The sequence below is a fragment of the Arthrobacter echini genome (genome assembly GCF_008107445.1).
Classification (GTDB): domain Bacteria; phylum Actinomycetota; class Actinomycetes; order Actinomycetales; family Micrococcaceae; genus Arthrobacter_D; species Arthrobacter_D echini_A.
In genome coordinates this window covers 1-24,864 of record NZ_VSLD01000001.1, presented here as the reverse complement: position 1 = coordinate 24,864, position 24,864 = coordinate 1, and the positions used below count along the sequence as shown (strand labels likewise).

General features: G+C 64.7%; 22 protein-coding genes and 1 pseudogene. 10 read left to right on the top strand and 13 right to left on the bottom strand.

The genetic code is table 11. The features are described 5' to 3' along the window. Position 1: 1 nt before the first annotated feature. From FQ377_RS00115 to FQ377_RS00090, 6 genes are all read left to right on the top strand, one after another. Positions 2-709, top strand: a complete 708-nt coding sequence (locus FQ377_RS00115) for an ABC transporter permease (RefSeq protein ID WP_316245899.1) — start codon at positions 2-4, stop codon at positions 707-709. Continuing rightward, on the top strand, positions 709-1,461 hold the full coding sequence (locus FQ377_RS00110; RefSeq protein WP_148599241.1) for an ABC transporter permease: 753 nt from the start codon (positions 709-711) through the stop codon (positions 1,459-1,461). Before FQ377_RS00115 ends, FQ377_RS00110 begins: the two co-directional genes overlap by 1 nt. Then, positions 1,458-2,414, top strand: coding sequence for an ABC transporter substrate-binding protein (locus tag FQ377_RS00105; RefSeq protein WP_148599240.1), 957 nt, complete (start codon positions 1,458-1,460; stop codon positions 2,412-2,414). Before FQ377_RS00110 ends, FQ377_RS00105 begins: the two co-directional genes overlap by 4 nt. Positions 2,415-2,511: 97 nt before the next feature. After that, entirely contained in the window at positions 2,512-3,729 is a 1,218-nt protein-coding gene (locus tag FQ377_RS00100; RefSeq protein WP_148599239.1) for a pyridoxal phosphate-dependent aminotransferase, read from the top strand. Between the two features lie 94 nt (positions 3,730-3,823). Then, on the top strand, positions 3,824-4,648 hold the full coding sequence (locus FQ377_RS00095; protein ID WP_148600009.1) for a PPK2 family polyphosphate kinase: 825 nt from the start codon (positions 3,824-3,826) through the stop codon (positions 4,646-4,648). Positions 4,649-4,695: 47 nt separating this feature from the next. Beyond that, positions 4,696-5,535, top strand: coding sequence for a formate/nitrite transporter family protein (locus tag FQ377_RS00090; protein ID WP_148599238.1), 840 nt, complete (start codon positions 4,696-4,698; stop codon positions 5,533-5,535). A gap of 9 nt (positions 5,536-5,544) precedes the next feature. Here the strand turns inward: FQ377_RS00090 and FQ377_RS00085 are convergent, their stop codons facing one another. Together FQ377_RS00085 and xseA are read right to left on the bottom strand one after the other, a co-directional pair. Then, a complete protein-coding gene (locus tag FQ377_RS00085) occupies positions 5,545-5,778 on the bottom strand; it encodes an exodeoxyribonuclease VII small subunit (RefSeq protein ID WP_148599237.1) in 234 nt (77 codons plus the stop codon). After that, positions 5,765-7,138 carry an exodeoxyribonuclease VII large subunit gene (gene xseA, locus FQ377_RS00080; protein WP_148599236.1) on the bottom strand — a complete coding sequence of 458 codons (1,374 nt, stop codon included), beginning with the start codon at positions 7,136-7,138 and terminating at the stop codon, positions 5,765-5,767. The genes FQ377_RS00085 and xseA overlap by 14 nt, the downstream gene beginning before the upstream one ends. Before the next feature lie 188 nt (positions 7,139-7,326). On the opposite strand from xseA, the gene FQ377_RS00075 reads away from it, so the two are divergent. After that, a complete protein-coding gene (locus FQ377_RS00075; protein ID WP_148599235.1) occupies positions 7,327-8,175 on the top strand; it encodes a hypothetical protein in 849 nt (282 codons plus the stop codon). 134 nt (positions 8,176-8,309) lie between these two features. Continuing rightward, the gene (locus FQ377_RS00070; protein WP_148599234.1) at positions 8,310-9,407 is read left to right on the top strand and encodes a 4-hydroxy-3-methylbut-2-enyl diphosphate reductase; all 1,098 of its coding nucleotides are present in this window, start codon (positions 8,310-8,312) and stop codon (positions 9,405-9,407) included. Positions 9,408-9,586: 179 nt separating this feature from the next. Here FQ377_RS00070 and FQ377_RS00065 read toward each other — a convergent pair whose 3' ends face one another. After that, positions 9,587-10,933: a DNA recombination protein RmuC gene (locus FQ377_RS00065; protein ID WP_148599233.1), complete on the bottom strand. Its 1,347-nt coding sequence runs from the start codon at positions 10,931-10,933 to the stop codon at positions 9,587-9,589. Positions 10,934-11,019: 86 nt separating this feature from the next. Here FQ377_RS00065 and ychF point away from each other — a divergent pair, with 86 nt between their 5' ends. Continuing rightward, positions 11,020-12,129 carry a redox-regulated ATPase YchF gene (gene ychF, locus FQ377_RS00060; protein ID WP_148599232.1) on the top strand — a complete coding sequence of 370 codons (1,110 nt, stop codon included), beginning with the start codon at positions 11,020-11,022 and terminating at the stop codon, positions 12,127-12,129. On the opposite strand, the gene FQ377_RS15060 is transcribed toward ychF, so the two are convergent. Next, the gene (locus FQ377_RS15060; protein ID WP_262364257.1) at positions 12,062-12,760 is read right to left on the bottom strand and encodes a helix-turn-helix domain-containing protein; all 699 of its coding nucleotides are present in this window, start codon (positions 12,758-12,760) and stop codon (positions 12,062-12,064) included. The two genes, ychF and FQ377_RS15060, sit on opposite strands and share 68 nt — an antisense overlap. A 424-nt stretch (positions 12,761-13,184) precedes the next feature. Here FQ377_RS15060 and FQ377_RS00050 point away from each other — a divergent pair, with 424 nt between their 5' ends. After that, positions 13,185-14,240 (top strand): BstXI family restriction endonuclease, encoded by a 1,056-nt coding sequence (locus tag FQ377_RS00050; protein ID WP_222861813.1) that lies wholly within the window; start codon positions 13,185-13,187, stop codon positions 14,238-14,240. Here FQ377_RS00050 and FQ377_RS00045 read toward each other — a convergent pair. From FQ377_RS00045 to FQ377_RS00005, 9 genes and pseudogenes are all read right to left on the bottom strand, one after another. Next, positions 14,214-15,311, bottom strand: coding sequence for a DNA methyltransferase (locus FQ377_RS00045; protein WP_148599231.1), 1,098 nt, complete (start codon positions 15,309-15,311; stop codon positions 14,214-14,216). The genes FQ377_RS00050 and FQ377_RS00045 overlap by 27 nt on opposite strands. A gap of 628 nt (positions 15,312-15,939) precedes the next feature. After that, entirely contained in the window at positions 15,940-16,524 is a 585-nt protein-coding gene (locus FQ377_RS00040; protein ID WP_148599230.1) for a recombinase family protein, read from the bottom strand. Next, positions 16,521-17,432 (bottom strand): hypothetical protein, encoded by a 912-nt coding sequence (locus FQ377_RS15055; RefSeq protein WP_262364279.1) that lies wholly within the window; start codon positions 17,430-17,432, stop codon positions 16,521-16,523. The genes FQ377_RS00040 and FQ377_RS15055 overlap by 4 nt, the downstream gene beginning before the upstream one ends. 421 nt (positions 17,433-17,853) lie before the next feature. Continuing rightward, a pseudogene (locus tag FQ377_RS15050) lies at positions 17,854-18,234 on the bottom strand (relaxase/mobilization nuclease domain-containing protein); the annotation flags it as partial. 77 nt (positions 18,235-18,311) lie between these two features. After that, positions 18,312-18,896, bottom strand: coding sequence for a hypothetical protein (locus FQ377_RS00025; protein ID WP_148599227.1), 585 nt, complete (start codon positions 18,894-18,896; stop codon positions 18,312-18,314). Further along, positions 18,893-19,201, bottom strand: coding sequence for a hypothetical protein (locus FQ377_RS00020; RefSeq protein WP_148599226.1), 309 nt, complete (start codon positions 19,199-19,201; stop codon positions 18,893-18,895). Before FQ377_RS00020 ends, FQ377_RS00025 begins: the two co-directional genes overlap by 4 nt. A gap of 81 nt (positions 19,202-19,282) precedes the next feature. Next, a complete protein-coding gene (locus FQ377_RS14725) occupies positions 19,283-21,919 on the bottom strand; it encodes a hypothetical protein (protein ID WP_187393196.1) in 2,637 nt (878 codons plus the stop codon). Positions 21,920-22,278: 359 nt separating this feature from the next. After that, entirely contained in the window at positions 22,279-22,551 is a 273-nt protein-coding gene (locus FQ377_RS14960) for an excisionase family DNA-binding protein (RefSeq protein ID WP_222861812.1), read from the bottom strand. Positions 22,552-22,936: 385 nt separating this feature from the next. After that, positions 22,937-24,463, bottom strand: a complete 1,527-nt coding sequence (locus tag FQ377_RS00005) for a recombinase family protein (RefSeq protein WP_148599224.1) — start codon at positions 24,461-24,463, stop codon at positions 22,937-22,939. Between the last annotated feature and the right edge of the window lie 401 nt (positions 24,464-24,864).

Genomic DNA, 24,864 nt, shown 5'->3' with positions numbered 1-24,864 from the left:
GGTGGACTGGATCAGCGGCATCATCGACTATGTGCCGGCCAACATCGGCCAGCTCCGTCAGCTCACCGGCAACCACCTCCTGCAGTCGGTCCTGCCGATCGTCTTCGGCGTTCTCATCGCCGTGCCCCTCGCGCAGCTGGCACGCCAGAACCGCACCCTCGCAGGGATCATGCTCACCGGCTCCTCCCTGCTCTACACCATTCCCTCGCTGGCCATGTTCGTCTTCCTCCCCCTCGTCCTCGGGACCAGCATCCTCAGCATGGTCAATGTCGTCGTGGCGCTGACCATCTACGCCGTGGCCCTGCTCATGCGCTCCACGGTGGATGCGCTCACCTCGATCGACGACGGCGTCCGGCAGGCGGCCGTCGCCATGGGCTACACGCCGCTGCGGCGCTTCCTCACGGTGGATCTTCCGCTGTCCATCCCCGTCCTCATCGCGGGCGTCCGGGTCATCTCCGTCACGAACATCTCGATGGTGAGCGTCGGTGCGCTCATCGGGGTGCCGAGTCTCGGGCGACTGTTCACGGACGGGCTCACACGCAACTACCCGGTGCAGATCGCCGTGGGCATCATCATCACGCTCCTGCTGGCCCTGCTGCTGGATCTGCTCCTGGTCCTCCTCGAGCGCGTCCTCACACCCTGGGCCCGTTCCTCGACGACGCGCCGGACCCGGGCCGCGGCCCTCGATGCACGGACGGTGGCTTCCTGATGGACTACTCGAGCAGCAATCTGTTCGTCCAGATGGGGGAGTGGCTCTCGGATCCGGAGAACTGGTCGGGCTCCCGCGGGATCCCCATGCGGATCGCGGAGCACCTGGGCTACGTAGGTCTGACGATGCTCCTCGCCCTGGCCATCGCGGTGCCGCTGGGCCTCTACGTGGGACATACCGGCAAGGGGCGCGTCCTGATCGTCTCGGGCGTGGGTATCCTGCGCGCGCTGCCCACCCTCGGCATGGTCTTCCTGTTCGCCCTGCTCTTCTCCAGGGGCGTGCTGCCCGCCGTCTGGGCCCTCGTCCTGCTGGCGGTCCCGCCGGTCCTCAGCGGTATCTACGCGGGGGTCTCCTCGGTGAACCGCACCGTGGTGGACGCCGCCCGCAGCATGGGTCTGACCGAATGGCAGATCCTCACCCGCGTGGAGCTCCCCAACGGACTGCAGGTCATGCTCGGCGGTGTGCGCGCAGGGGTCCTCCAGGTGGTGGCGACAGCTACCGTCGTCGCCTACGCCAAGGCGGACGGGCTGGGGGTCTTCCTCGTGGAGGGCACCCAGATCAACGACAACGGACGACTGTTCGGTGGCGCCGTGGTGATCGCCGCCGTCGCCATCGCCGTCGACGGCGTCATGGCGCTGCTCCAAAGATTTGCGATCTCTCCCGGTCTGCGCACCACGCGCCCGGTCGCGAGATCCCAGCAGGAATCTGGCCGGCAAGAGGCCGTTGCCAGTGCACAAGGAGGAACAACATGACAAACCTGGCCCCGCGCGTCGCCCGACGCGCCATGATGGGACTGGCAGGCGGTCTCACGGCTGCCCTGGCGTTGACTGCCTGCGGTGCTAACAGCGACCCCCAGGGGGAAGCGGACAGCGACGCCCCCGAAGGGTCCGTCGTTGTCGGTTCAGCTGATTTCCCGGAGAGCCAGATCATCGCCGAGATCTACGCGGGCGCCCTCAACGCCGAAGGTGTCGAGGCCACCACGAAACCCAACATCGGGTCGCGTGAGATCTACTACCAGGCCATCGAGGACGGCTCCATCGACCTGATCCCCGAGTACAGCGGCAACCTGCTGCTGCTCGCGGACCCTGCCGCCACGGCGGCCTCCGCCGAGGAGATCATGGACGCCCTGCCCGACGCGCTGGAGGCGAAGTCCCCGGACGCGAATCTCGGCGTGCTGGAGCCGAGCGACGCCGAGGACAAGGACGCCGTCGTCGTCACCGCCGCAACGGCGGAGGAGTACGACCTCGAGTCGATCGCGGATCTGACCCCCTACTGCTCGGAGTTCACCATGGGGGCGCCGAGTACCTACCTGGAGCGCCCGCAGGGGCTGAAGGGCTTGATCAAGAACTACGACTGTGAGCCCACGGTCGAGGCGATCAACGACGGCGGCGGGGAGCTCACGCTCAAGGCGCTGCTCGACGACACCGTGCAGATGGCCGACATCTACACCACCACGCCCTCGATCGAGGACAACGACCTCGTGGTCCTCGAGGACCCGAAGAACAACTTCATCGCGCAGCAGGTCCTCCCGCTCGTGAATCTGGACACGGTGGGCGACGACGCCCGGGAGATCCTCAACAGGGTCTCGGACGAGCTGACCACCGAGGATCTCCTGTCGCTGAACCGCGAGGTCAGCGGCGAGGCGAAGCGCGACCCGGCCGAGGCAGCAGCCGACTGGCTCGAGGAGCACGATCTCGCCGGCTGATCCACCCGGCAGCACCTGCACCACCACCTCGGGCCCGGTCCGCGGCACCCCCGACGGGTTCCCGCGGACCGGGCCCGAGCTGTGACATCCTGATCCAATGGTCTTGTACAAACAGTCGGAGAAGCTTCGCAACGTCCTCTACGACATCCGGGGCCCGCTACTGGAACACGCGATGGCCATGGAGGCCCAGGGTCACCGGATCCTGAAGCTCAACATCGGCAATCCCGCGCCGTTCGGTTTCGAGGCGCCCGACGCGATCCTCGTGGACATGATCCGGCATCTGCCGAAAGCGCAGGGGTACAGCGATTCCCGGGGCATCTATTCGGCGCGTACCGCCGTCGTCCAGTACTACCAGGGCCGGGGCATCACGTCGATGGACGTCGACGACGTCTATCTCGGCAACGGGGTGAGCGAGCTGATCACGCTCTCCATGCAGGCACTCCTCGATGCCGGCGACGAGATCCTGATCCCCACGCCCGACTACCCGCTCTGGACGGCATCCGTGGCGCTCGCCGGAGGCACCCCGGTGCACTACCTCTGCGACGAGGACGACCACTGGTGGCCGGACCTCGAGGACATGGCCGCGAAGATCACCCCGAACACCAGGGGCATCGTCCTGATCAACCCGAACAACCCGACGGGATCGGTCTACCCCCGCCCGGTGCTCGAGGGGATCGTCCGTCTGGCCCGCGAGCACGGGCTCATCCTGTTCGCGGACGAGATCTACGAGAAGATCCTCTACGACGACGCCGTGCACGTCAACGCAGCGTCGGTCGCCGGTGACGACGTCCTGTGCCTGACGTTCAGCGGCCTGTCGAAGGCCTATCGCATCGCCGGGTTCCGCAGCGGCTGGATGGCGATCACCGGACCGAAGCAGGATGCCGCCAACTATCTCGAGGGCATCAATCTGCTGGCGAACATGCGGCTCTGCGCCAATGTGCCGGCGCAGCACGCCATCCAGACGGCACTCGGTGGACACCAGAGCATCGAGGACCTGATTCTGCCCGGAGGACGCCTGCTGCAGCAGCGGAACCGGGCGGCCGAGCTCCTCAACGCCATCGATGGCGTGAGCTGCGAGGTGGCCCAGGGCGCGCTGTACCTGTTCCCGAAACTCGACCCCGAGGTCTATCCCATCCGCGATGACGAGAAGTTCGCCCTCGATCTGCTCAAGCAGCAGAAGATCCTGATCTCGCACGGCACCGCCTTCAACTGGGTGGCACCGGATCACTTCCGCATGGTGACCCTCCCCAGCGTCGAGGTCATCGAGGACGCCATCGGACGGCTGGGCGACTTCCTCTCCACGTACAAGCCCTGACCGTCCCGGCCTTCCCGTCCGGCCCTGTTCGTCCCAGCCCGCTCGGCCCACTCCAGGAGGACCCGTGAAGAAATCCACAGCCAAGACCGCCGCCATGCGCCAGCTCCTCATGGCCGGACCGGACTTCTCCCTGGCGGCGATGGATCCCCACTCCACGCCGGGCTTCGACGGCGGCAAGAAGAAGGGCAAGGCGGCGCTGGCCGCCGGAGCAGAGAGACTGTCGTCGCTGCAGGAGAAGCTCTTCGCCGAGAGTCGCGCCGGGGGTGAGGCCGCCGTCCTGCTCGTCCTGCAGGGCATGGACACCTCCGGCAAGGGCGGGATCGTGCGGCACGTGGTGGGCTCGGTGGAGCCTCAGGGCGTCTCGCATCATGCATTCAAGGCTCCGACCCCCGAGGAGCAGAAGCACAACTTCCTGTGGCGCATCCGGCGGGAGCTGCCCGCTCCCGGCATGATCGGCGTGTTCGACCGCTCCCACTACGAGGACGTGCTCATCCATCGGGTCCGGGGGCTGTCCTCCGGCCAAGCCGTGGAGAAGCGCTACGGCGAGATCCTCGCGTTCGAGGACGGCCTGGTGTCCTCGGGGACCAAAGTGCTGAAGGTGATGCTGCACATCAGCAAGGACGAGCAGGAGGAACGGCTCGTCGAGCGGCTGAACCGCAAGGACAAGTACTGGAAGTACAACCCGGGCGACGTCGACGAGCGCTCATACTGGGACGAGTACCAGGCGGCGTACCAGATAGCCGTGCAGCGGACGAGCACGGCCGATGCACCCTGGTTCGTGGTTCCCGCGGACCGCAAGTGGTACGCCCGCCTCGCCGTACAGCACCTGCTCACGGCGACCCTCGAGGAGATGGACCTGAGCTGGCCGAAGGCGTCCTTCGACGTCGAGGCCGAGAAGAAGCGACTCCAGGCAGGTTGATGCTGCCCAGAGTGCGCGCCACGCGCCATGAGCTGTGAAAGGACAGGATGAGCGAGGAACGCAGGAGGCAGCTCGGAGACTCCGACGCGCCCGTCGAGGACGAACTGAAGGAGTCCTTCGACAAGACCGTCGACGAGGGGGCCGAGCGTCTCCACCGGACCACGCGCACCATCCTCGTGACCGGCGTCTTCGGCGGGTTCGAGATAGGCCTCGGCATCATGGCCTATCTCGCCGTCCTGCACGAGACGGGGAACGAACTGTTGGCGGGCCTGGCCTTCGGCGTCGGACTCGTTGCGCTCCTGCTCGCCCACAGCGAGCTGTTCACGGAGAACTTCCTCATGCCGGTGGCCGCCGTCATCGCCAGGGAGGGCAGTCTCGCGCAGCTGGCGAAGCTGTGGATCGGCACCCTCGTGGCCAATCTGGCCGGAGGCTGGGTCTTCGTCTGGATCGTCATGCAGGCGTTCCCGCAGTGGTCGGCCACGGTGGGCGAGAGCGCGCATCACTACGTCGATGCACCCTTCTCCCTGCAGACGGCGGCGCTGGCCGTCCTGGGCGGCAGCACCATCACGCTCATGAGCCGCATGCAGCAGGGCACGGAGAATGACGTCGCGAGGATCATCGCCACCATGATCGGCGGATTCCTGCTCGCCGGCCTGCAGCTCTTCCACTCCATCCTGGACTCGCTGCTCGTCTTCGCGGCCATCCAGTCCGGGGCCGACGTCGAGTACGGGCAGTGGCTCGGGTGGTTCGGCTACACGCTGCTCTTCAACATGCTCGGCGGGCTCGTCCTCGTGACGCTCCTGAGGCTCGTGCGGACCAAGGAGCTCATCAAGGAGCGCCGTGACGACGCACCCGAGGACGCCGAGGCCGTACGTGACGAGGATTAGCAGGCGGAGCTAGGCGTTCTCGGCCTTCTCGCGCGCGGCGGCCAGTCTGACCTTGGCGCCCTCGAGCCAGGCCTCGCAGCGGTCGGCAAGGGCCTCGCCCCGCTCCCAGAGCGCCAGGGACTCCTCCAGGCCCACGCCTCCGGCCTCGAGCCGCGAGACCACGAGGACGAGCTCCTCCCGCGCCCGTTCGTAGGACAGCTCGCCCACATCCACGGGCTGCTGCTGGTCGTTACTCTCCGCCATGCTGTTCTCCCTGTGTCGTCTGCTGCGCCGGGTGCCCGGTGATCGAGGTAGTGACCGAGCCGGTGCCCTCGTCTGTCACCGAGGCGGTGACCGCGTCGAATTGACCATGGGCCACGCGGATCCGAAGGGTCTCCCCGGGAGCCACCTCGGTCGGGCTCCTCACCACGTGCCCGTCGGTCTGCTGCACCACGGCGTACCCGCGATCCAGTGTCTTCTGCGGCGAGAGGGAGCGCACCCGGTCCCGCAGGTGCCCGATCGCGTCCGCCTCCCGCTCCACCGTCGTCGTCGTACTTCGCCGCGCCCGGGAGCGCAGGCGTTCCAGATCTGCCTCGCGGACCTCGATCATCCCCTCCGGCTTCGCCAGGGAGGGGCGTGAGCGCAGCACCGCCAGGCTCTCCGCCTCCCGGTGGACCAGATTGCGGATGGCACGTTCGAGGGCGGCCCGCGCCTGTCCTATCCTGCCGAGCTCCTCCGCCACGTCAGGGACCACGCGCTTCGCGGCATCCGTGGGCGTCGAGGCACGCACATCCGCGACGTCGTCGAGCAGCGGGCGGTCCGCCTCGTGGCCGATGGCGCTGACCACCGGCGTCACGGCCAGGGCGACGGCGCGCACGAGTGCTTCGTCGCTGAAGGGCAGCAGGTCCTCGAGGGCGCCGCCGCCCCGGGCGATGATGATGACGTCGACCCGTTCGTCGGCGTCGAGCTCGCCCAGCGCCGCGCGGACCTGGGCCACGCTGTTCACGCCCTGCACGGCGACCTCGCGGACCTCGAACTCCACGGCCGGCCACCGCAGGGCGGCGTTGCGCATCACGTCCTTCATCGCATCGGAGTCACGGCCGGTGATCAGGCCGATCCGGTGGGGGAGCAGCGGCAGCGGTTTCTTGCGCGCGGCCGCGAAGAGGCCCTCCGCCGCCAGGGCCTGGCGGAGCCGTTCGATACGCGCCAGCAGATCGCCGATGCCGACGGGCCGGATGTCGGTGGTCTGCATGGACAGGCGTCCGGTCTTCACCCAGAAGTCGGGGCGCAGGCGGGCGACCACGCGCGAGCCCCGCTCGGGCGGCGAGGCCAGGCGATCCATCACCGAGCCGTAGACGGACAGGGAGAGGGAGACCTCCGAGTCGACGTCGCGCAGCGTGATGTAGGACATGCTGGCGCGGCGCGTCAGTTCGATCACCTGACCCTCCACCCATGCGGCCGGAGCCCGCTCGATGTGCGCCTTGAGCTTCTCGGACAGCAGGCGCAGCGGCCAGGGCGTATCGGGTGAGGTCTCGGCCGCCGTCGCCGGCACCGTCGTCGTTCCCGTTCCCGTTCCCCGGCCGGGCGGAGCGCCCGACGGCGTCCCCGTTCCCTCGCGTGTCATGGTGTCCTGTCCCGGGAGCTACCCCGCTGTCCGTCCGTGAAGCTGACAGTCCATCTGTACCACCCCTTACCCCCGGCGACCTCCAGGCGGCTGCTATGTGGGCGCCATGCCCGCCACCGGCGGGTCCGGACGGTACCGCTCAGCGGCACGGGGCATAATCGGCCGGGTACCCACCACCGAAGGAATCCATGCGGACTCTCGTCTCTGCCGTCCTGGCCCTGCTCGCCCTCGTCGCCACCGCGGGAGGGCTTGCCTCGGCGTGGATCGACGGGAATCTCGTGGACGAGTCCGGATTCGTGGCACTCGCCTCGCCGCTGTCCGAGGATGCCGAGTTCCAGGCCGTGCTGACGGATTCGCTGGTGGAGGAGGCGACGACCGCCGGGGGTCTTCCGGACCAGGTGGTCTCGTTCATCGAACCTCTGGTCCGCGACGCCGTGAGCGCGGTGACCGAGACCTCGGGCTATCCCGCGGCCTGGGACCGGACGCTGCGCATCTCGCATGCCATGACCTTCGCGCAGGCCCCGGACCCCGCCGAGCCCGCGCCCGCCATCATCACCCTCGATCTCGCGCCCGTCATCGGGCTCGTGACCGAGAGCCTGGGTGGTGGCCTCGGTGTGGACATCCCCACTCCGGAGGACACGACCATCGAGGTCGGATCGCTGGAACGGGGCGGCATGCTGAGCCGGGTGGCCGATGCCGTCACCGCGTGGCCGCTCTACCTCGCGATCGCGGCGGGCCTGGCAGTACTCGCCCTGCTCATCGCCCGCCGGCGCGGCACAACCCTGGCCCTCCTCGGGCTCGGGGTCGCGGTGATCGGCGCCGTCGCACTGCTGGCGGGCCGGCTGATCCCGCAGTGGGCGGGCGGCGCGCCGGGACTGAGTGCGGTCGCCGATGTCTTCGTCCACGGGCTCGCAGGACGGGCCGGAGCGAGCATCGGCGAGGCCAGCCTGCCGGTCATGGCCGCGGGACTCATGGCGCTGCTGATCGGCGTCGCCGCACGACTGGCCTTCGGGCGCCGCCGCAGGAGGTTCCGCTGAGGTCCGGCCAGGGGCTCGGCGCCTGAAGCTCGGTCACGGGCCGGCACTCGAAGGCCGGCTCCGGGCTCGGCTCTGAGCTTCAGGAGCGCCCGGATCCACGGGGCCGCCGACGCCGACCGGGTAGGATCGGTCTCATGACCAGTACCACCGTTCAGGTCCCCATGCCCACCATTCCGCGCCGCCGCCGCACTCCCGAGGACGTGCTGTCAGCCGCGCCGGTCACCGGGAACAAGCGGATCCTGCTGGCGGCACCCCGCGGCTACTGCGCCGGCGTCGATCGTGCTGTGATCGCCGTCGAGAAGGCCCTGGAGCACTACGGGCCCCCGGTCTACGTGCGCAAGCAGATCGTGCACAATCTCCACGTCGTCTCCACCCTCGAGGCCCAGGGCGCCATCTTCGTCGACGAGACCGACGAGGTGCCCCCGGGCGCGCTCGTGGTCTTCTCCGCCCACGGTGTCTCACCCGCCGTCGTGCAGTCCGCAGAGGACCGCGGTCTGCGCACCATCGACGCCACCTGCCCCCTCGTCACCAAGGTGCACAAGGAGGCGCAGCGGTTCGCGCGCGACGACTTCGACATCCTTCTGATCGGCCACGAGGGCCACGAGGAGGTCGAGGGAACCGCGGGTGAGGCCCCGGAGCACATCCAGATCGTCAACGGCCCCGAGGACGTCGACAAGGTCCAGGTGCGCGATCCCGAGCGGCTCATCTGGCTGTCGCAGACCACACTCAGCGTCGACGAGACCATGCTGACGGTGAATCTGCTCAGGGAGCGGTTCCCCACACTGCAGGATCCGCCGAGCGACGACATCTGCTACGCCACGTCCAATCGCCAGGCCGCGATCAAGAAGATCTCTCCCGAGTCGGACCTGGTGATCGTGGTGGGGTCGGCGAACTCCTCCAACTCCGTGCGCCTCGTCGAGGTGGCCCTGGAGTACGGGGCGAAGGCCGCGCACCGCGTCGACTTCGCGAACGAGGTGGACGAGTCCTGGTTCGAGGGCGTCGCCACGATCGGCATCTCCTCGGGTGCCTCCGTGCCGGAGAATCTGGTGCAGGACGTCCTGCGGCTCCTCGCGGAGTACGGCTACGGGGATGTCGAGGAAGTGGTGACGGCGCAGGAGGACATCATCTTCTCGCTGCCCAAGGAGATCCGCGCCGCGCTGAAGGCCATGGGAGATCCGTCGCAGGGACGCGGCGGCCGCGGGCAGCTGCAGGACCGCGGTTCGCTGAACTGAGGCTCGCGAGGTGGTCCGCAGAGGATCATGCGTGCTTCACCTGATGTCGGCTTCTCGAACTCAGGGGTGTCGGCGGGAGGCAGTTGCTGTCTCCTGCTCGGCGGTAACCGGGCATTGCCCGCGCCGTCGATCCATGCCCTCTCCTTCCATCGGAGACGGACTATCGGAGGCGCCCTGCGCTAGCCCGCGGTGCCGTCGAGCAGCTCGTGCGCGGTGAGCGAGCGCGGCGTCGCGTCGACCGAACCCGACGGCTCCGCGGCAGCGCCCGGAGCCCCGGCCCGCTGGGCGCGAGCCGTGCCGATCGCGCTGACGTCGGCGCCCGCGGTTCCCGGCAGCGCCCCGTCGGCTGCGGCGTCGACCACGTCGAGGGATGCGGAGTCGAACGCCCCGATGCGCCGCGCTGTCGGCAGCACCCTCGATTCCAGGGCCCCGACGAAGGAGTTGTAGCGCTCCACGGAGGTCTTCAGCGACGATCCGAGTTTGGTCACGTGCCCGCCCATGGTGCCCAGGCGCTCGTACAGCTGCTTGGAGAGATCGAAGAGTTCGCGTGCATTGTCTGTCAGGACGGCCTGCCGCCAGCTGAACGCGGCTCCCTTGAGGATGCCCAGCAGCGAGACCGGCGAGGCCAGTGCCACGCTGCGGGAGAAGGCGTAGTCGAGCAGTTCGGGATCGGCACGCAGTGCCTCCGAGAGGATGGACTCGACCGGGATGAAGCAGATAACCAGTTCGGGGGAGTTGGTGGCGCCCTCCCAGTACTTCTTGCGGGCCAGGGCGTCGATGTGTGCGCGCAGGGCCTTGCCGTGCTGCTTCAGCAGCTCCGCGCGCTGCGCCTCCAGGCCCTGATCGGACGTGGCCCCGTGCGGGGCGTCCGCACCGTCCCCCGTCCGCGTCAGTTCCTGGGCTGCGAGGAACGCGCTCAGGGGGACTTTCGCGTCTATGACGAGCTGCTTGTCGCCCGGGAGCTGGACCACCATGTCGGGCCGGGCGCTGTCGGCGTCGTCCGTCGCGGCGAAGGAGACCTGCTCCAGGAAGTCGACGCGGGAGAGCATGCCGGCCGCTTCCACCACGCGCCGCAGCTGTACCTCGCCCCACTGGCCGCGTGCGCTGTTGCTGCGCAGGGCACCGGCGAGGGCGTGCGTGGTGGAGAGCAGTCGCGCGTCGGACAGCCGGGCCTCGTCGAGCTGCTGGGACAGCTGCCCGTACTGCTCCACGCGGTCGCGCTCGAGCAGGCCCACCTGCCGCTGCACCTGGGTGAGCTTCTCGGCCACCGGCGCGAGGGCGCGCAGCACGTCGTTCTCTGTCGAGGTCTTCCCGGTCAGCTCGCGGTTGTGCTGCTGCAGCAGGTCGCGCTGCGCGGCAGCTGCAGCCAGTTCCGTCGTCGCCCGCCCCAGGTACGCCGTGGCGTCGTCGAGCTCGGAGCGTAGGTCCGTGCTGCGCGTGCGGAGGGAGCGCCACACCAGCGCGGCCCCGAGGGCGCAGCCAAGAATGAAGGCGAGGATGACGAGGAGGACGGCCGTGGTGCTCATGCCCACACTGTCGCAGGAACCGCCGACAATCAGCGGTACCGACACCTTCCCGGTGGCCTCGCGGGTGCCCGGTAGACTTGTCTCCCGTGGCTCTTACTATCGGCATCGTCGGACTGCCCAACGTCGGCAAATCAACCCTTTTCAACGCGCTGACGCGCAACAACGTGCTGGCGGCGAACTATCCGTTCGCCACGATCGAGCCGAATGTCGGCGTGGTCAATCTGCCCGATCCCCGCCTCGCGCAGCTCGCCGAGGTCTTCGGGTCCAAGCAGATCCTGCCGGCCACCGTGTCCTTCGTGGACATCGCTGGCATCGTCAAGGGCGCGTCCGAGGGGGAAGGGCTTGGCAACCAGTTCCTCGCCAACATCCGGGAAGCCGAGGCGATCGCCCAGGTGATCCGCGTATTCGACGATCCCGACGTGATCCACGTGGACGGCAAGGTTGATCCGCGCTCCGACATGGAGACCATCAACACCGAGCTGATCCTCGCCGATCTGCAGACGCTGGAGAAAGCCATCCCGCGCGTGGAAAAGGAAGTGAAGATCAAGAAGCGTGACGCCGCGCAGCTGGCCGCGATGCAGGCAGCCCAGTCGGTGCTGGAGCGCGGCGACACGATCTTCTCCTCGGTGGCCAGCGACAAGCTGGAGATGGAGCACCTGCGCGAGCTCAGTCTGCTGACCGCCAAGCCCTTCATCTACGTGTTCAACGTGGACGACGCCGTGCTCGGCAACCCGGAGCGTCAGGAGGAGCTGCGCGCGCTCGTGGCACCGGCCGATGCCATCTTCCTCGACGCCAAGCTCGAAGCGGATCTCGTGGAGCTCGACGAGGCCGAGGCCCGGGAGATGCTCGAGATGAGCGGTCAGGAGCAGTCGGGTCTTGACCAGCTGGCCCACGTGGGTTTCCACACCCTCGGTCTGCAGACGTATTTGACGGCCGGCCCGAAGGAGAGCCGTGCATGGACGGTGAAGAAGGGGGCGACCGCGCCCGAGGCCGCCGGCGTCATCCACTCCGACTTCCAGCGCGGTTTCATCAAGGCCGAGGTGGTGTCCTTCGAGGACCTGATCGACGCTGGCTCGATGGGCGAGGCGAAGAGCCGCGGCAAGGTCCGAATCGAGGGCAAGGAGTACGTCATGTCCGATGGCGACGTAGTGGAGTTCCGTCATGGAATAACGTCTGCGAGCCAGGGTAAGAAGTGAGGGCGCCGGCCCGCGAGCCGTAGGCTCGTTCGCTATTGCTTTGCACGCAGGGGGTTCGGGGTTCGAGTCCCCGTGCCTCCACCGAAGGAAAGGTAGAAGGAGCCAGGCGTCTAGACGCCTGGCTCCTTCGTCTTCCCATGTCAGACTGGGTTTTAAGACGGCGCATTGGACTTCTCAGTCTCATTGGGGACCCTAGGCGCACCGAGCCCGACCGAGGCACCGTCTCCCTATGATCCCGGGGCACACGGGGCACACGGGGCACACGGAGCCCAATACCGACTACTACCAAAATTATCCGCTCTACTACCGCGCGAGATCGACACTGCACGACCGCACGCCACACCGTCTTCCATGAGGTCCCCAGCTGTCGGGCGAGACCGGCGATCGTGGCATGTTCCCGGCGGAGTTGTCCGATCGCCCAGGTGACCGCGCGTGTGGTGATCGAACCGCGCGCCGGGACCAGAGATGGGAGCTGTTCGATGAACGCCCCCTTCTCGCAGTCGGTATCGGCGCATCGCCAGATACGTTGCCTCCAGATCACCCGTACCCGACTCACGCCGGGGACGTCATGCAGGGCCCGCCGGCGCCGGCCACGACCGACAGCGACGACACCGCACCCCGGGCAGCCCATCAACCGCGGCGGCGTCGAGACGATCACCGTCAGCAGTCCGTCATCACGCTCGACTTGCTCGACGTGGACGCCGTCGAGACCGACCAGCAGGTCGCAGCGGGGGCACAGACAGGTAGCAGAGCGCGCGGGAGCGCACCCCGAAGTAGGGTGAGACACGTCGAGGTCCTCGTGGTCGGATCAGGTGGTTAGCGCTTCTGATCCTCGGGGACCTCGACCCCTTCACGCCACACCTCAACCGGCGAGTCTCACACCTTCACCCCCACCGGATGTCCGAAGAGCCGGTTGATTGCGCGCCCAGGGCGCGTCTCGAACGCCGCCGCCGAGAAGGGCGAAATCCGGCCGAGGGGAGGTTAGGCTCAGTCTGTGCACGCCTGGCAACGTGAGTCGTCAGTCCTAACCGCAAGCCGTCCGGTAGGTTGGACACGTGTCTCAAATTACAGCTCGAAACAGGGTAGAAAAATTACCTCCACTTCTCGAGAGGAAGTTGTATAAAACTGGGCAGACCCGCGGCGCTAGCGTCCGAGAGATTTATCAAAACAGAGTCTCCCGCAACAGCACAGTTTTGATCCCCCATGCCTTTTGGGAGCAATGTAAGGCACCATATGGGCCGGGCCAGACCTATGAGAACGGTTTCATTGTTCTTGTCGAGCCGTCCTGGTATTTCACAGCCACAGACCCTGACGAATTACTAAATCAGCAAGGACTCCGGCTCGGCACGAACGCTCTACTACTCTTCCTGAAACGAAGCGACTTAGTGAGATTCGCCCCTGCCATAGATAGCACGCTCCCGAACGGTATGACGTTCACTGCAGCCACCAGCAGAATCGCTCCGTTAGGAGGAGTGTTATTTTCTCGCATTCATTCGACCACGGCCCTAAGTAATGGCAGGGCCGTTGTGCATGGGTTCGACGAGACAAGTATTCGTGGTGCCGGAATTCGTGTATACGAGTATGCGTCGAGTGAGATGATCGGCGCTGCCCGCCTTCAGTTAGAGTGCCTAATCTGGATGTCCCACGACTCCGTCAAAGTCATGTCAAGTGAGGGAATGACAGAGGCGGGTGCAACGCACCGTAGGAATGTTCAATTGGCTAATGCGGTGGCTGCTGGGCTCCTAGACCTTAGTAGGCTACGCGAGGCTAGAATGATCGACGACAACGGAAATACTATTTGCCCGCTGTGCCTCGACAAGATCTCGGCTGCTGGATTTTTGAAACGCGAGGAACAAGCCGAGGGTCGAGCGGTTTACGACTTGACTGTCACCGAACTCAGCTTGTTCCACATAGATGAGTTACGGATTGGGAAGCTACAGCACAGGCCTTACAACTTGTCTTGGGGGCACCACTTCTGCAACATCGTTGTTAAGGACGCTGGAATCATTCCGACCCTTGAGTGGATGAAGCGCGTTGTTGACAATAACGGTCACAGTTGGAAGGAGCTTGAAAAGAGAAAGGCTTTAATCGAAAAGACTGTCGAAATGTAACTGGTTGGCGTTCCTGCCCCGACTATTTGCTGGACGGGCAGGATCCCCGCTACTCTCCAGTTCGACTATATGGCGCAGGTCTCGACTCATGCGATCGGTCCACTGCTCTTCAATGTCGATGCAGACCGCTCGGCGGCCCAATTGGAGGGCGGCTACTCCAGTGGATCCAGACCCCGCGAAGCAATCCAGGACGATGTCACCGGGGTAGCTCGACGCCGAGACCACGTGTCGTAGCATGTCTAATGGTTTCTCCGCGGGGTGCTTGCCCTTGAACGGTCGGACGCTCATGAAGTCCCAGACGTCAGTGAACTCGACACCTCCATGTACGTCCATCGGGCGGATGATGTCCTCGTAGGCGAGCATCTTCCCAATTTTTCCGGTCGCCTCAAGCGCATCGACCATCTTCTTGTACTGATTCCTACTTGGGATATTCCTACCCGCTTCCCAATTCGCGACCGCACCACCATGGTTGACCTTTCCGTACGCGCCAGTAAGCTCAGTTAGGCGATGGCCCGACATCCCGGCCCTCTTGCGAGTTTCCATAAGGTATTGCCCCATTGGAGAGCGCCGGCTGGCAGTAGCCGCACCGTACGTTCCGTGCTCGAATACGAGGATTCGCTCGGAGTGGGGATACCACCGACGAAGCGCCTCTTTATTCATCTTGCCCTTCCACCCGTCATAGCCGGGCGCGTTCGGTTTTGTCCACGTGATGTGGTTCAGGGGACGCAAGTATTGCGACATCATCACTTCGAGTCGCGCTGACATTTGCGCAGAACAAAACACGTATGCGGTCCCGTTTGGCTTGAGGATGCGCTTCCACTGAACAGCAAATTTCTCCATCCACTCAAGAAAGTGCTCATCCTCAATGAAGGATCGGTCGCCGTAGATGTTGTCCTTCTTTGTGGAGTGGTACGGCGGGTCAGTCAGTATCAGCGATACCGACGCGTCGGGTAGTCGCTCAAGCAGAGCAAGCGAGTCTCCCAGGGCCACGATCGCATGGTCTCTCGTGGTGGTGGCGTGCGAGGCGATGCTCGCCGTGATCGCCTGAAAATCCTCGGCGCGAGAGCTCATGGGGGAAGGCGCATCCGTATCGGTGAGGGGGTACTGGCGAGAGGTAATCATAACAACTTGAGGTGACCGGTCAGCGTCGGCGGTGTGAAGGGAGGCGGGCATGACTCGGTCGGAACGAGTACGACAGGCAGGGGCTTGAACTCCCTCACAATAAAATTTTGGCAGTTCTGATGCTAGGTGATCTGTGCGACGGCATAGTTTCGCTACGGACCGTCAGGACGACGGGTACATCGGGCACGGACTCGGACGCCGCGAGGCGCGGTACCCAGAACGGCGAGTAGAACACAGCACTGGTGCAGGTAACTCGCTTTCGGGGGCATCGAGGGACGCGGCCACGTTGACGTGACGCTTTCTGCTCATGGCGAGGGGGGGGGGGGAGCACTCACACTACGGCGTGCCTGCCCGTGTTCTTTGTGCCAGGACTCTCAGGGAGCGCCAGTTCGCTGACGGTATCAGCGCTTTCCATCTAAGGTTGTCGTTCTCGGTGAACCTAAGCGGTCTGGCTCGAAACGCGGCGCGCGGAGGCGCAACAACCATCTCCTTAACGAGACGAGACCCGTTCACCGGCGTAGCGCCGATGAACGGGTCTCGGAATGTTGTCTCAGAAGTCCCGACCTCAGGGTGGGATTTAAGAGACTCCGGCGGCCGACCGGTGCCGGTAGTAGGTCGCCTTCGACCATCCGACGGTTCTCGTGGCATCGACGACCCCGAGTCCCTCGGACTCGATGAGATGCTTGACCGTCCGCAGGTTCAGGGCGACCTTCTCTGCATCCGGGGTAGGGCGTCCAAACTTCACGCCCCGGGCCCTGGCTGCATTGACGCCGGCCTGGACACGCTCCTGGATGAGCTCTCGTTCGTACTCGGCGAAGGTCGCCATGAGGTTGAGCATCAGACGGCCCTCACGGGTTGACGGGTCGATGCCATCGGATAGGGATCTCACCTCGATTCCCCGGTGAAGGAGGTCCTTCACCGTCGTGACGACGGCGATCATGGAACGCCCGATCCGGTCGATGCGCCATACGACGAGCTCATCGCCCTCACAGAGCCGATCATCGAGGTTCGACCATCCCGAGCGAGTCTTGGCTTCCCTGGAACCGGAAACCTGGTCTGAGAAGATTGCGCCCTCGGCGACCCCTGCGTGGACCAGGGCCCGGCGCTGGAGGTCGTCGTCCTGCTTGTCCTTCGTGCTCGTGCGCGTGTAGCCGTACTTCATCGCCGATTCCTCCCTGATCGCATCACGGCTCGATCGAGCGCTGCCTTCACCCAGACAGACAGTCGCCACAATGCGAATCCCGCACCGGTGACGAGGCCCGCGAGACCGATCCCGGCGGTAATGTCCATCCAGAGCTCCCAGTCCTGAGCCAGCGCCCACTGGATGCCGACCACGAGAGCCCAGACAGTCTGCACGCCCATGAGCAGCACCACGACCACGGGGAGCAGAACAAGGCTCATGTGAGCCGCTGCGCCCCACCCCAAGGACTTCTGCAGGCGCTCGGCTGTCTCGATGGTCCGTGCTGCGCTCTTACCGGCGGCGTCGACGCGTTGGGTAGTGGCCTCGATCTGCTGGGAGGCCGCGCTGGCCGCCGACGTGGATGCTTCCTTGACGGCTATTACAGCTTGGTCGGCCATCGCTTGGATTGCTTTGCCCCCAGCGTTGAGCGTCTGCTGGTACTTCCTGGCGAAGTTGTTCGCTTGGTCAGAGTTCCAGGCCGTCGTCCTCTCGATCTGCGTCCTCGCGAACATCAGCGACGAGACGGCGCCGGCGATCTGCTTTCCGTCGATCACGCTGGCGAGCGACTTCAGCGTCCGCCCGATCTCGTGCAGCTCGCTCTTCACGCTCTCGCTCATCGAGGAGTCGTTGCGCGTAGGCACGGATACCGACGTGATCGACTGCCGGAGTCGCTGCTCCAGACCCTCGATCTGCTCGCTCGACTCCTCGTCCATGGTCTTCACGTACGAGGCGAGTTTCTCCTGGCGCTCCGCCAGTCCCGCGAGACGCCTGGTCTGCGCTTCGACGGCGGCGAGGATCGAGGTCAACACTTCCATGATCGTCTCGGTCTGTTCCGCGGGCGGCACCTGCTGCGCGTCGTGCTGCCTCAGCCGTTCGAGCGCTGCGCTCATTGTCCTGCTCCTTCTGGATCTGGTTCTGCTGGTGGTAGTCGAAGAACGCTTGTGCGCCCTCCGGAGTGAAGTCGGCCGAGAGCACCGATGTACGCTTGCGGCGCTCGGCTCGGCCGGTCTCACCGCGTCGGTCTTCGATGTAGAGCGTCCAGGTTTCTTGCCCGGCGCGCTTGCCCTTCCTGGCGACCGAGGTGTGCAACCGCATTCTTGGCAGCGGCAACCCATCATCACCGGGCAGGTGATTCTGCTCGTCGAGTACCGCGGTGAGCGCCGCCTTGCTCGTCGAGCGGGGATCTCCGAGCGCGGCCATCATCCGGTCGCCCATCTGGCGGTCGAGCGAGCGTTGATCGAAGTCCTCCCGACGGAGTTCCCAGTCCTTCGGCTGATGCTCGACACGCTTGACCACCGAGAGTCCGTGCTCGAGCATCAGCTCGTCGTTGACGGACTGCACGCCGCGCTGGTTGCCTGCCTTCCGGTCATGGAACGTCCGGTACTGCGACAGAGCCTTGCCGGTGGCATTGTCGTGATTGATCACGATGATGTGGTTATGCGCCTTCCCACCACGGCCGTCGACGTGCGTGACGACGAGAACGTCCGAGTTGGGGTGCATCTTCTTGGCAAGCAGATACCCGAGGTCGTTGACGCGCTGCACATGGTCGGGATGCTTCGGGTCGAACTCCTCGTCGCTGAACGACTGCCGGTAGTGCAGGACCTCGACCTCGCGACGGGTGTTCTGCGTCAGAGCACGTGCCCGGGCCGCGAAGGCACCTGGTGGACCAGGAACGTCACAGGTGATCGCCACACCTCGTGCGTTGTCTTTCCCTCTGACGTACCACTCGGTGTCGGCAGCACTGTTGCTCGGGCTGTAGTGCGTCGTACTCACGTAGCCCTCCGATCACCGAGCAGCCCGCGGACATCGCGGAGAAGGGCAAGCAGCTCGGGCAGGTCGGCGTCGAGAGACACAGCCTCACCCGCACGAGCGCGACGGTCGAGATCATTGACGTTGATCGCCAGGGGACGGATCTGTGTCGCCAGTTCTCGAACGTCCGCTGATACCTGAGCTCGCTGCTCGCCATTGATGAGGGCTGCAGCAACGGCAGCATCCAGCTCGTCCGCCCGCGATGCATGAAGCGCGTCCCGGACAACGGCCTTCACCCACACTCCGGGCTGAAGCCCGAGGCGGTACGCGCGGGCGCGCACCGCCGGAAGAGTAGTGTGGCCGAAGTCCACGTCAAGCTTCGCTCGACCCGTACGCCGCTTCGCGACGTCACTCTTACGCACAGCGTCCACAGCACCCCGACCAGCGTTGCTTGGGGTGTCGGGGTGCTGTTCCATCTGTACGTAAGAGTGGCAAGCAGTAGCCCCGTCAGACACTTCGCTGGCGCTCGTGTCTTCCGGTGCTGCTTGCGAGGGGGCGACGCCCCCTTCGATCCCCCGGAAGGAAGCATCGAACTGGGCGTTCATCGTGCTTCCTCCACAAACGCCCCACGAGCGTCGTTGATGCTCGTCGGCCCTGACGACTCTAGCGGGGCGGCGCGGCGGACATTCTTCGAGCCCGCAGCCTTACCAGCAGCCAGAGCGCCCACCGCCTGTCGAGTAAGACCTTCATACAAGGCGGGCTCCTGCTCGCAGAGCAGCTCGATGACCTTCGCATCGATCTTTTCCTGTTCGGCAGCGGCATCCCGCTTCAGCTTGGCGATACGGGCCGCGGCCTGCTTCTTGGCCTTCGCGATCTCCGCATCGAGGCTGGCCATGATCGTGTTCGACATAGTAATGATCCTTTGTTGCAGATGGTGTGCGGAGCCGATCCCGCAATGACGGCGACCACACTGTGGTGGTCCGGGTCTTTGTTAGTAAGGCAAGCGGTCAGCATCGCCGGGGGTGATTCCAACGGGCATCGCGAGCATTCGGTGGAGATAAGGATCGAGGGAGTCCAAGGGGAGCATCTGAGAGATGCGTTCTGGTCGGCGGGCGTTCTTCCAGTCACCCTCCGAGACCGTCCCCAGTCCCCACGTCGCCAACCAAGCGATCTTGTCGGCGATAGTCGACGATCGGTCGGTCAATGCGGGAATGCTGACGATGCGTTGGCGGTGCGCCATGACGATGCTCAGGAGTACGGCGCGTTGAGGTGTGACGATCCGCCGGCCCTTGCCGTGCGTGTACTTGAGATGCCACGCCCTCCATTCATCGACGGTTCGCAGGCATCCACCGGCCTTCGACATCTCACGGGCTATCTCACGAGCACGCAGGCTCTCTTCGACGGTGTCCCACGGCTCGGTGGTGAACGTGGCCATCTCGTGACGGGAACCGTCGGGCAGGGGGACCAGTTCGGCAGTCATCGAACTCATGACAGGGCGACGTTTGAGGTCGAAGTCCATGGAGCGGGGTGCGATGACCCATGACGGCAGGAAGTCCTTCCGGTTGTCTTTACGCGAAAGGTCGCTGAAACTGGGAAACCGCTTGTACTCGTTGTCGACCCGGCCGGTACGAGTGATGACCAGGGTCAGCAGGTGCTCCCGGTCCTCGGGGCTGTCCTCCTCGATGCCCGCGGGCCGCTTGATTCCGTTATGGGCGCAGACCCCACCAGGAGAGAGCGAGACGTTTCCGCGCGTCGTGAAGTTCACCAGGTCGTCCTGGGTGTGCTTGGCTTCCCAGACCGCCGGGTTACCGGTCAGGGCTGTACGAGCTTCCCGAAGGTGCTCAGCCAGCCCGTACAAGTCGAGGTCATTGACGTCGTCGAGGGGCATGCCCGTAATGAACCCGTCGGTTGTCACGCTGTAGACATGGCCACTGCGCTCGGTGATCTGGTTCATCGTCGCGAGCAACTGCGCCCGGACGAGACTCGTCGACGTGGCCGCGTGGTAAGGGCTGGTAATCGCCGACCCTCCGACACTGTCCATCTGTTGTTCATGGGCGTTCCATGCGCGCTGCTCAGCGACGTCTTGAGCGGTCTTGCCGTAGACGGAGCTCGCCGCTGTTTTAAGGGTCTGTTCTTCGATGGACTTGTCACCGAAGAGGTGCTTGGCGGTGTTGCGGTCGTCGATGAGCTGCTTCACTCCGTACCGCAGGACCCGGGAAGGAGTTCCGTCCGGCCGGGTGAGAGTCACCGCGGTGTACCCGATTTGGCAGAAGACCTCGGCACCGAGCGTGAGTGCGAGCCACAGCTCGGGACCGCATGCCCACGTGCCGGCGGTTCCCTCGCTTGTCTGCGGGTAGATGAGCGTGTTGTCGGCGACGATCGGCAAGGTTGGAAAAGCAACACCCGGGGGGAAGATGAAGGACACGAAAGCGACGATCGGAGTTATCGGCTCCGGCACGTCCGCGAGGGTCAGCGGGCGCTTGTTCACGACGGCGTCGATGACACCGGCTTCCCAATCAAGGTCATGGACGAGCGCCATTGCGGTTGGGTAAGCATTCTGTGCGTCAATGTCAACGGTCGGGTGGGGGTAGTAGCCCGGCGCACTGCACGCATTGAGACCGCCGTGGTACGCCTTGGCGAAAGCAGACATTAGTTGGTCGGCTGCACCGTCAACCGGGCGACGGAATCGTTTGCCGTAGAAGCTCAGCTGATCATCTTCATCAACGACCTCAACGCCGTCGTCTTGAACGATTCCGGCGAAAGTTAGCCGGAAGTATTTAGGAGATCGAACACCGAAGTAGTCCAACCCCGACGAGACGAGGGAAGCGGCGGCCCCACCGCTTAAGGTGATCGGAGGGATAACACCATCGCCCCAAAGTCGTGCAAGGTACTCGACGACGATGACGGCGTCGTTAATGCCGTACTCGAGGAAATCACCTAGGTGGGCGGCTCGGTAGCCAGTCATGTTGGAGATCCACCCGTCTGGGACCTCTAGCTTGGGGTTGTCGCATGCGGGACCGATCACTGTCAGGCTCTTCTTCCCTGCAGGGGTCTGGCCCATGGTGTCGCGGACGGTTACGGACAGCACCCGCCACCAGTCGCCCTCGCCGTCGCCCTGCTGGAGGCGGAATGGAAGGAGCGTTACCAGACCTCCGGCAGCCGAGGTCAGCCGGGTGAGATGGTCTGTAACGTACGCGCCACCGCGAAAGGCAGTGAGGTCGGCCGAGCCGTAGTGGGTCGCGAGCACGATCGGAACCCGCCACGGCGCCAGAGCCGCTGCACGAGCTTCCCAGTTACGGGTATCCGCAGACCAGGCCATGGCGGCATCCCTGGCCGCTCTGGTGGGAGGCTGATCGAGCACCATGTCGCGGCGCACCCCGCGATCGTCGACACCATCGGGTACGAGCGAGGAGTGCCAGAGGCGGGCGGCAACCACGACCTCCCACAAAGCCGTGTGGAGGCTGATGCGGTGTTCATCGAGAGGCAAGATTACAACCTCGACCATGAGGGCGGGATTGAAGATCTCTGGCACTGCAAACTGGTACGAGTCGATGACGCGCGTGCCGAAGGAGGTGGTCGTGAACTCGGTGTCGAACCCGAGGACGATCCCGGCGCGTTCGGTGCCCATGGCACGCACCGATGTCAGGTCGCCAAAAGAGATCGGGGTCCCCGGCACAACCCCTGCAAGACGCTGAGGGGGCGACGGGGTCAGAGCACCGTAGCTCGGGGGGCCCATAGGGGGCTTATGACCCCGTGATGAAAATCCTGGAATTCTGCGGAAGTCATCCGCTCCCGTGCGCTCGATTGCTCCGGGCACTTTCAAACTACCCGGAGCAATTGAGCGGTTCTGAGCGGAAAGAGCTGCAATCTTCGGAGGCAGGTGTGCGGCGAAGGAGCCCCTGCGTGGGGTGCGCCGCACGAGTACCTGGAAGCGGCCGCCGCCGTCTTTGATCTCGTGGCTCGACCAACCTGCAGGCACTGGGGCGTTCATGCTGCACCTCCGCCGAGGAGAGTAGCGAGGCGCTCACGCTGTTCCTTCGAGAGCCGCGGGGCAGAAGCAACAATCCGGTCGATCGCCGCGCTGACGGAGGCGTGCTCGGTGGGACGGCCTACAACGGGCGCGAGCAGGGCCTCAAGATCGGTCTCGAGGATCAGATAGCGTCGTCCGACGCGCTCTGCGGGAAGCTCACCGGAAGAGATCTTTTTGCGGAGGGTTGAGTACCCGCCATATCCGCGTTCAGCAGCGTCGCTCAGGGACAAACGAACTGGGGGAGTAGAGGGTGAGCGTCCTTCGCGGTCCGGTTCAATAGCTTGTTGCAGGGAATGGCAAGGAGGGAGAGCAAGGGGGGTGGCAGGCACGGGCCCGCTCCTCTCATGAGGAGTGAACACCTGTACCTCTCGCAGGACGCTACCGCGCTCTATCCTGCCAGGATCGCTTTCGGCCGATCCGACCTCACCAGAGTTGACTCGCAGGCTCATTATGCGCTGGTGATCGCACTCGCCTGGAGCGTGGGAACTATCTCGACGGAGGGATCCCATCCCCGTGGTTCCGTCGGGTGTATCTGACCGGGTGGTCAGACAAGTGACACTAAAGCGCTTGTTGGCGACACATTAAATCAATTGCTGAAAGTCGGTTTGTCTTGCACTAGGTCGTCGGTTGTCGCCAGGTGACGGTTAGCGAATCGGGATTGAATACTTTGATCCCCCGTGGATGCGGCAAGAGATGCACCTCACAGAGGATCTCGATAGTCTGCCGACGTATAGCTAGATCGCCTCCGTCGAATGCAGTCAGTGGGTCCCTAGCTTCCAGCACGCTGTTGTGCGCCATCCCCAACGAAAGTCGTAGGCGGTCCACTTCCAAGGTATCGATTGCAGCGTTCTCACGGTCCCGGATGCGCTTGAGGTCGAGGCCCTCGATAAGTTCGTCATCGTAATCGCGCTGCGCTCTGTGAAGCCTGGCTCGGCGGTCGTCGATCTCCCCTTTGATCTCTCGCATCCGCGGCTCATCTGCGGAAGGAAGAAGATCGTAAAGATCCGGCAGTTGGAGCCGTCTCCGGACAGTCTCCACAACGAAATCATCGATCTGCGCCCGTGACCGCAAGACATGGCCTTCACACCGGTACCGCAGCCCTTGTGCCTTCACGGGCTTGTCACACACCCCGCACCGGTAGAGGCCTGAGCCAAGGTGCTTCCTGTCGGTCCCTGCCCGGTTCGTGATACGCGCCGGGTCGTCGAGCCGGTCCTGTACTGCCTCCCATACGTCGAGACTTACGATCCGATCCCATCTGCCGAGGACCGGTTCGCCGTGCTCGTCACGCAAGATCTGAGCCCGCCACGATCGCCGCCGGTCGCCATTGGTGAGCACCTCCTTCGGCGTGTATGTACTGTAACCGGCATAGCGCGGGTTCCTTAGAATGCCCAGAACGGTCGACGATACCCAGGGACTGTCGGTCGGGACGAGGCGTGGCTCGAGGTCTTCTTCGGAGCGGCGTGCGTTGCGCTCGATCATCAGGGTTCGGTTGTGCCGCGGGAGATTGGGCATCTTGGGAAGGTCCTTTCCTTCACCGCCGGACAGTGCCGCGGCGATAGCCCGCAGCGACGCCCCTGAGGAGAACGCTATGTAGATTCTCTCAACAGCCTCCGCCTCATCTTTGATCACGTCACCGTTGCTGGCGTAGCCGAGCGGACGTACACCCTTCGGAGGTCTTCCTTGCTCGGCGCGCTGGCGTTGTGCCCGTGATTGCCGTTCGGCCTTGACTTCGATTTCGTTGCGGGCGATAGCCGAGAACATGTCGGCGCTCAGCCTGCCAGCCGCGGTCGTGCAGTCAATGTCCGACCCCTTAGCGAAGGTCAGCAGGACATGGCCACGTTGTGCCGCCTCGATGATTCGAACGCCGTCTATCCGGTTGCGTTCCAGACGAGGCCACTCCTGGGCGACAACGACGTCGATGAGGCCCGCCCCAATGTCTTCGAGGAGCCGTTCGAAGGCGGGACGTTTCTTGTGGCCCTTGCCGGAGAGGTCATTGTCTTCGTAGATGCCCGCGGAGATCCACCTTCGGGCTGCGATGAGCGCTTCGGCGTCTTCGCGGTGCCGGTCTACGCCGAGTCGTGTGTTCTCGCGGTCCTGGGAGATGCGCAGGTAAATGGCCGCGCGGCGTTCTTCGGAGCTCATGCCACAAAGCTACAGCTTGCAGGTTGCCTGGTTACTGCACCGGAGCTTGTCCGTCTCCAGCGAGTTCTCCCGCTTGAACGAATCCTCGATTAGGCATTCTTCGTCGTTTATCAGTCCTTTTTTATATTTTGGGTGAGCGCAGAGCAACAAAAACTGCTGGTAATAGAAATTTGATTTTGGTGCACCGGAGGACCGAGTTGCTAGATTTGTAAGCTGGTTGTTATCATTCGCACCAACTACTAGCGACTGCCGTTTCCGGTAGCGTAGACATTTAGCGGCTCTTCACGAACCAGGGTGTAGGACGGGTCTGAATCCGCCTGATTCGAGCAGGGATCGGGCGATGTAGTTGGCGAGGTTCCGGAAGCCGAGGGCTGATCCGCGGAGGTGCTCAAGCCGCCCAT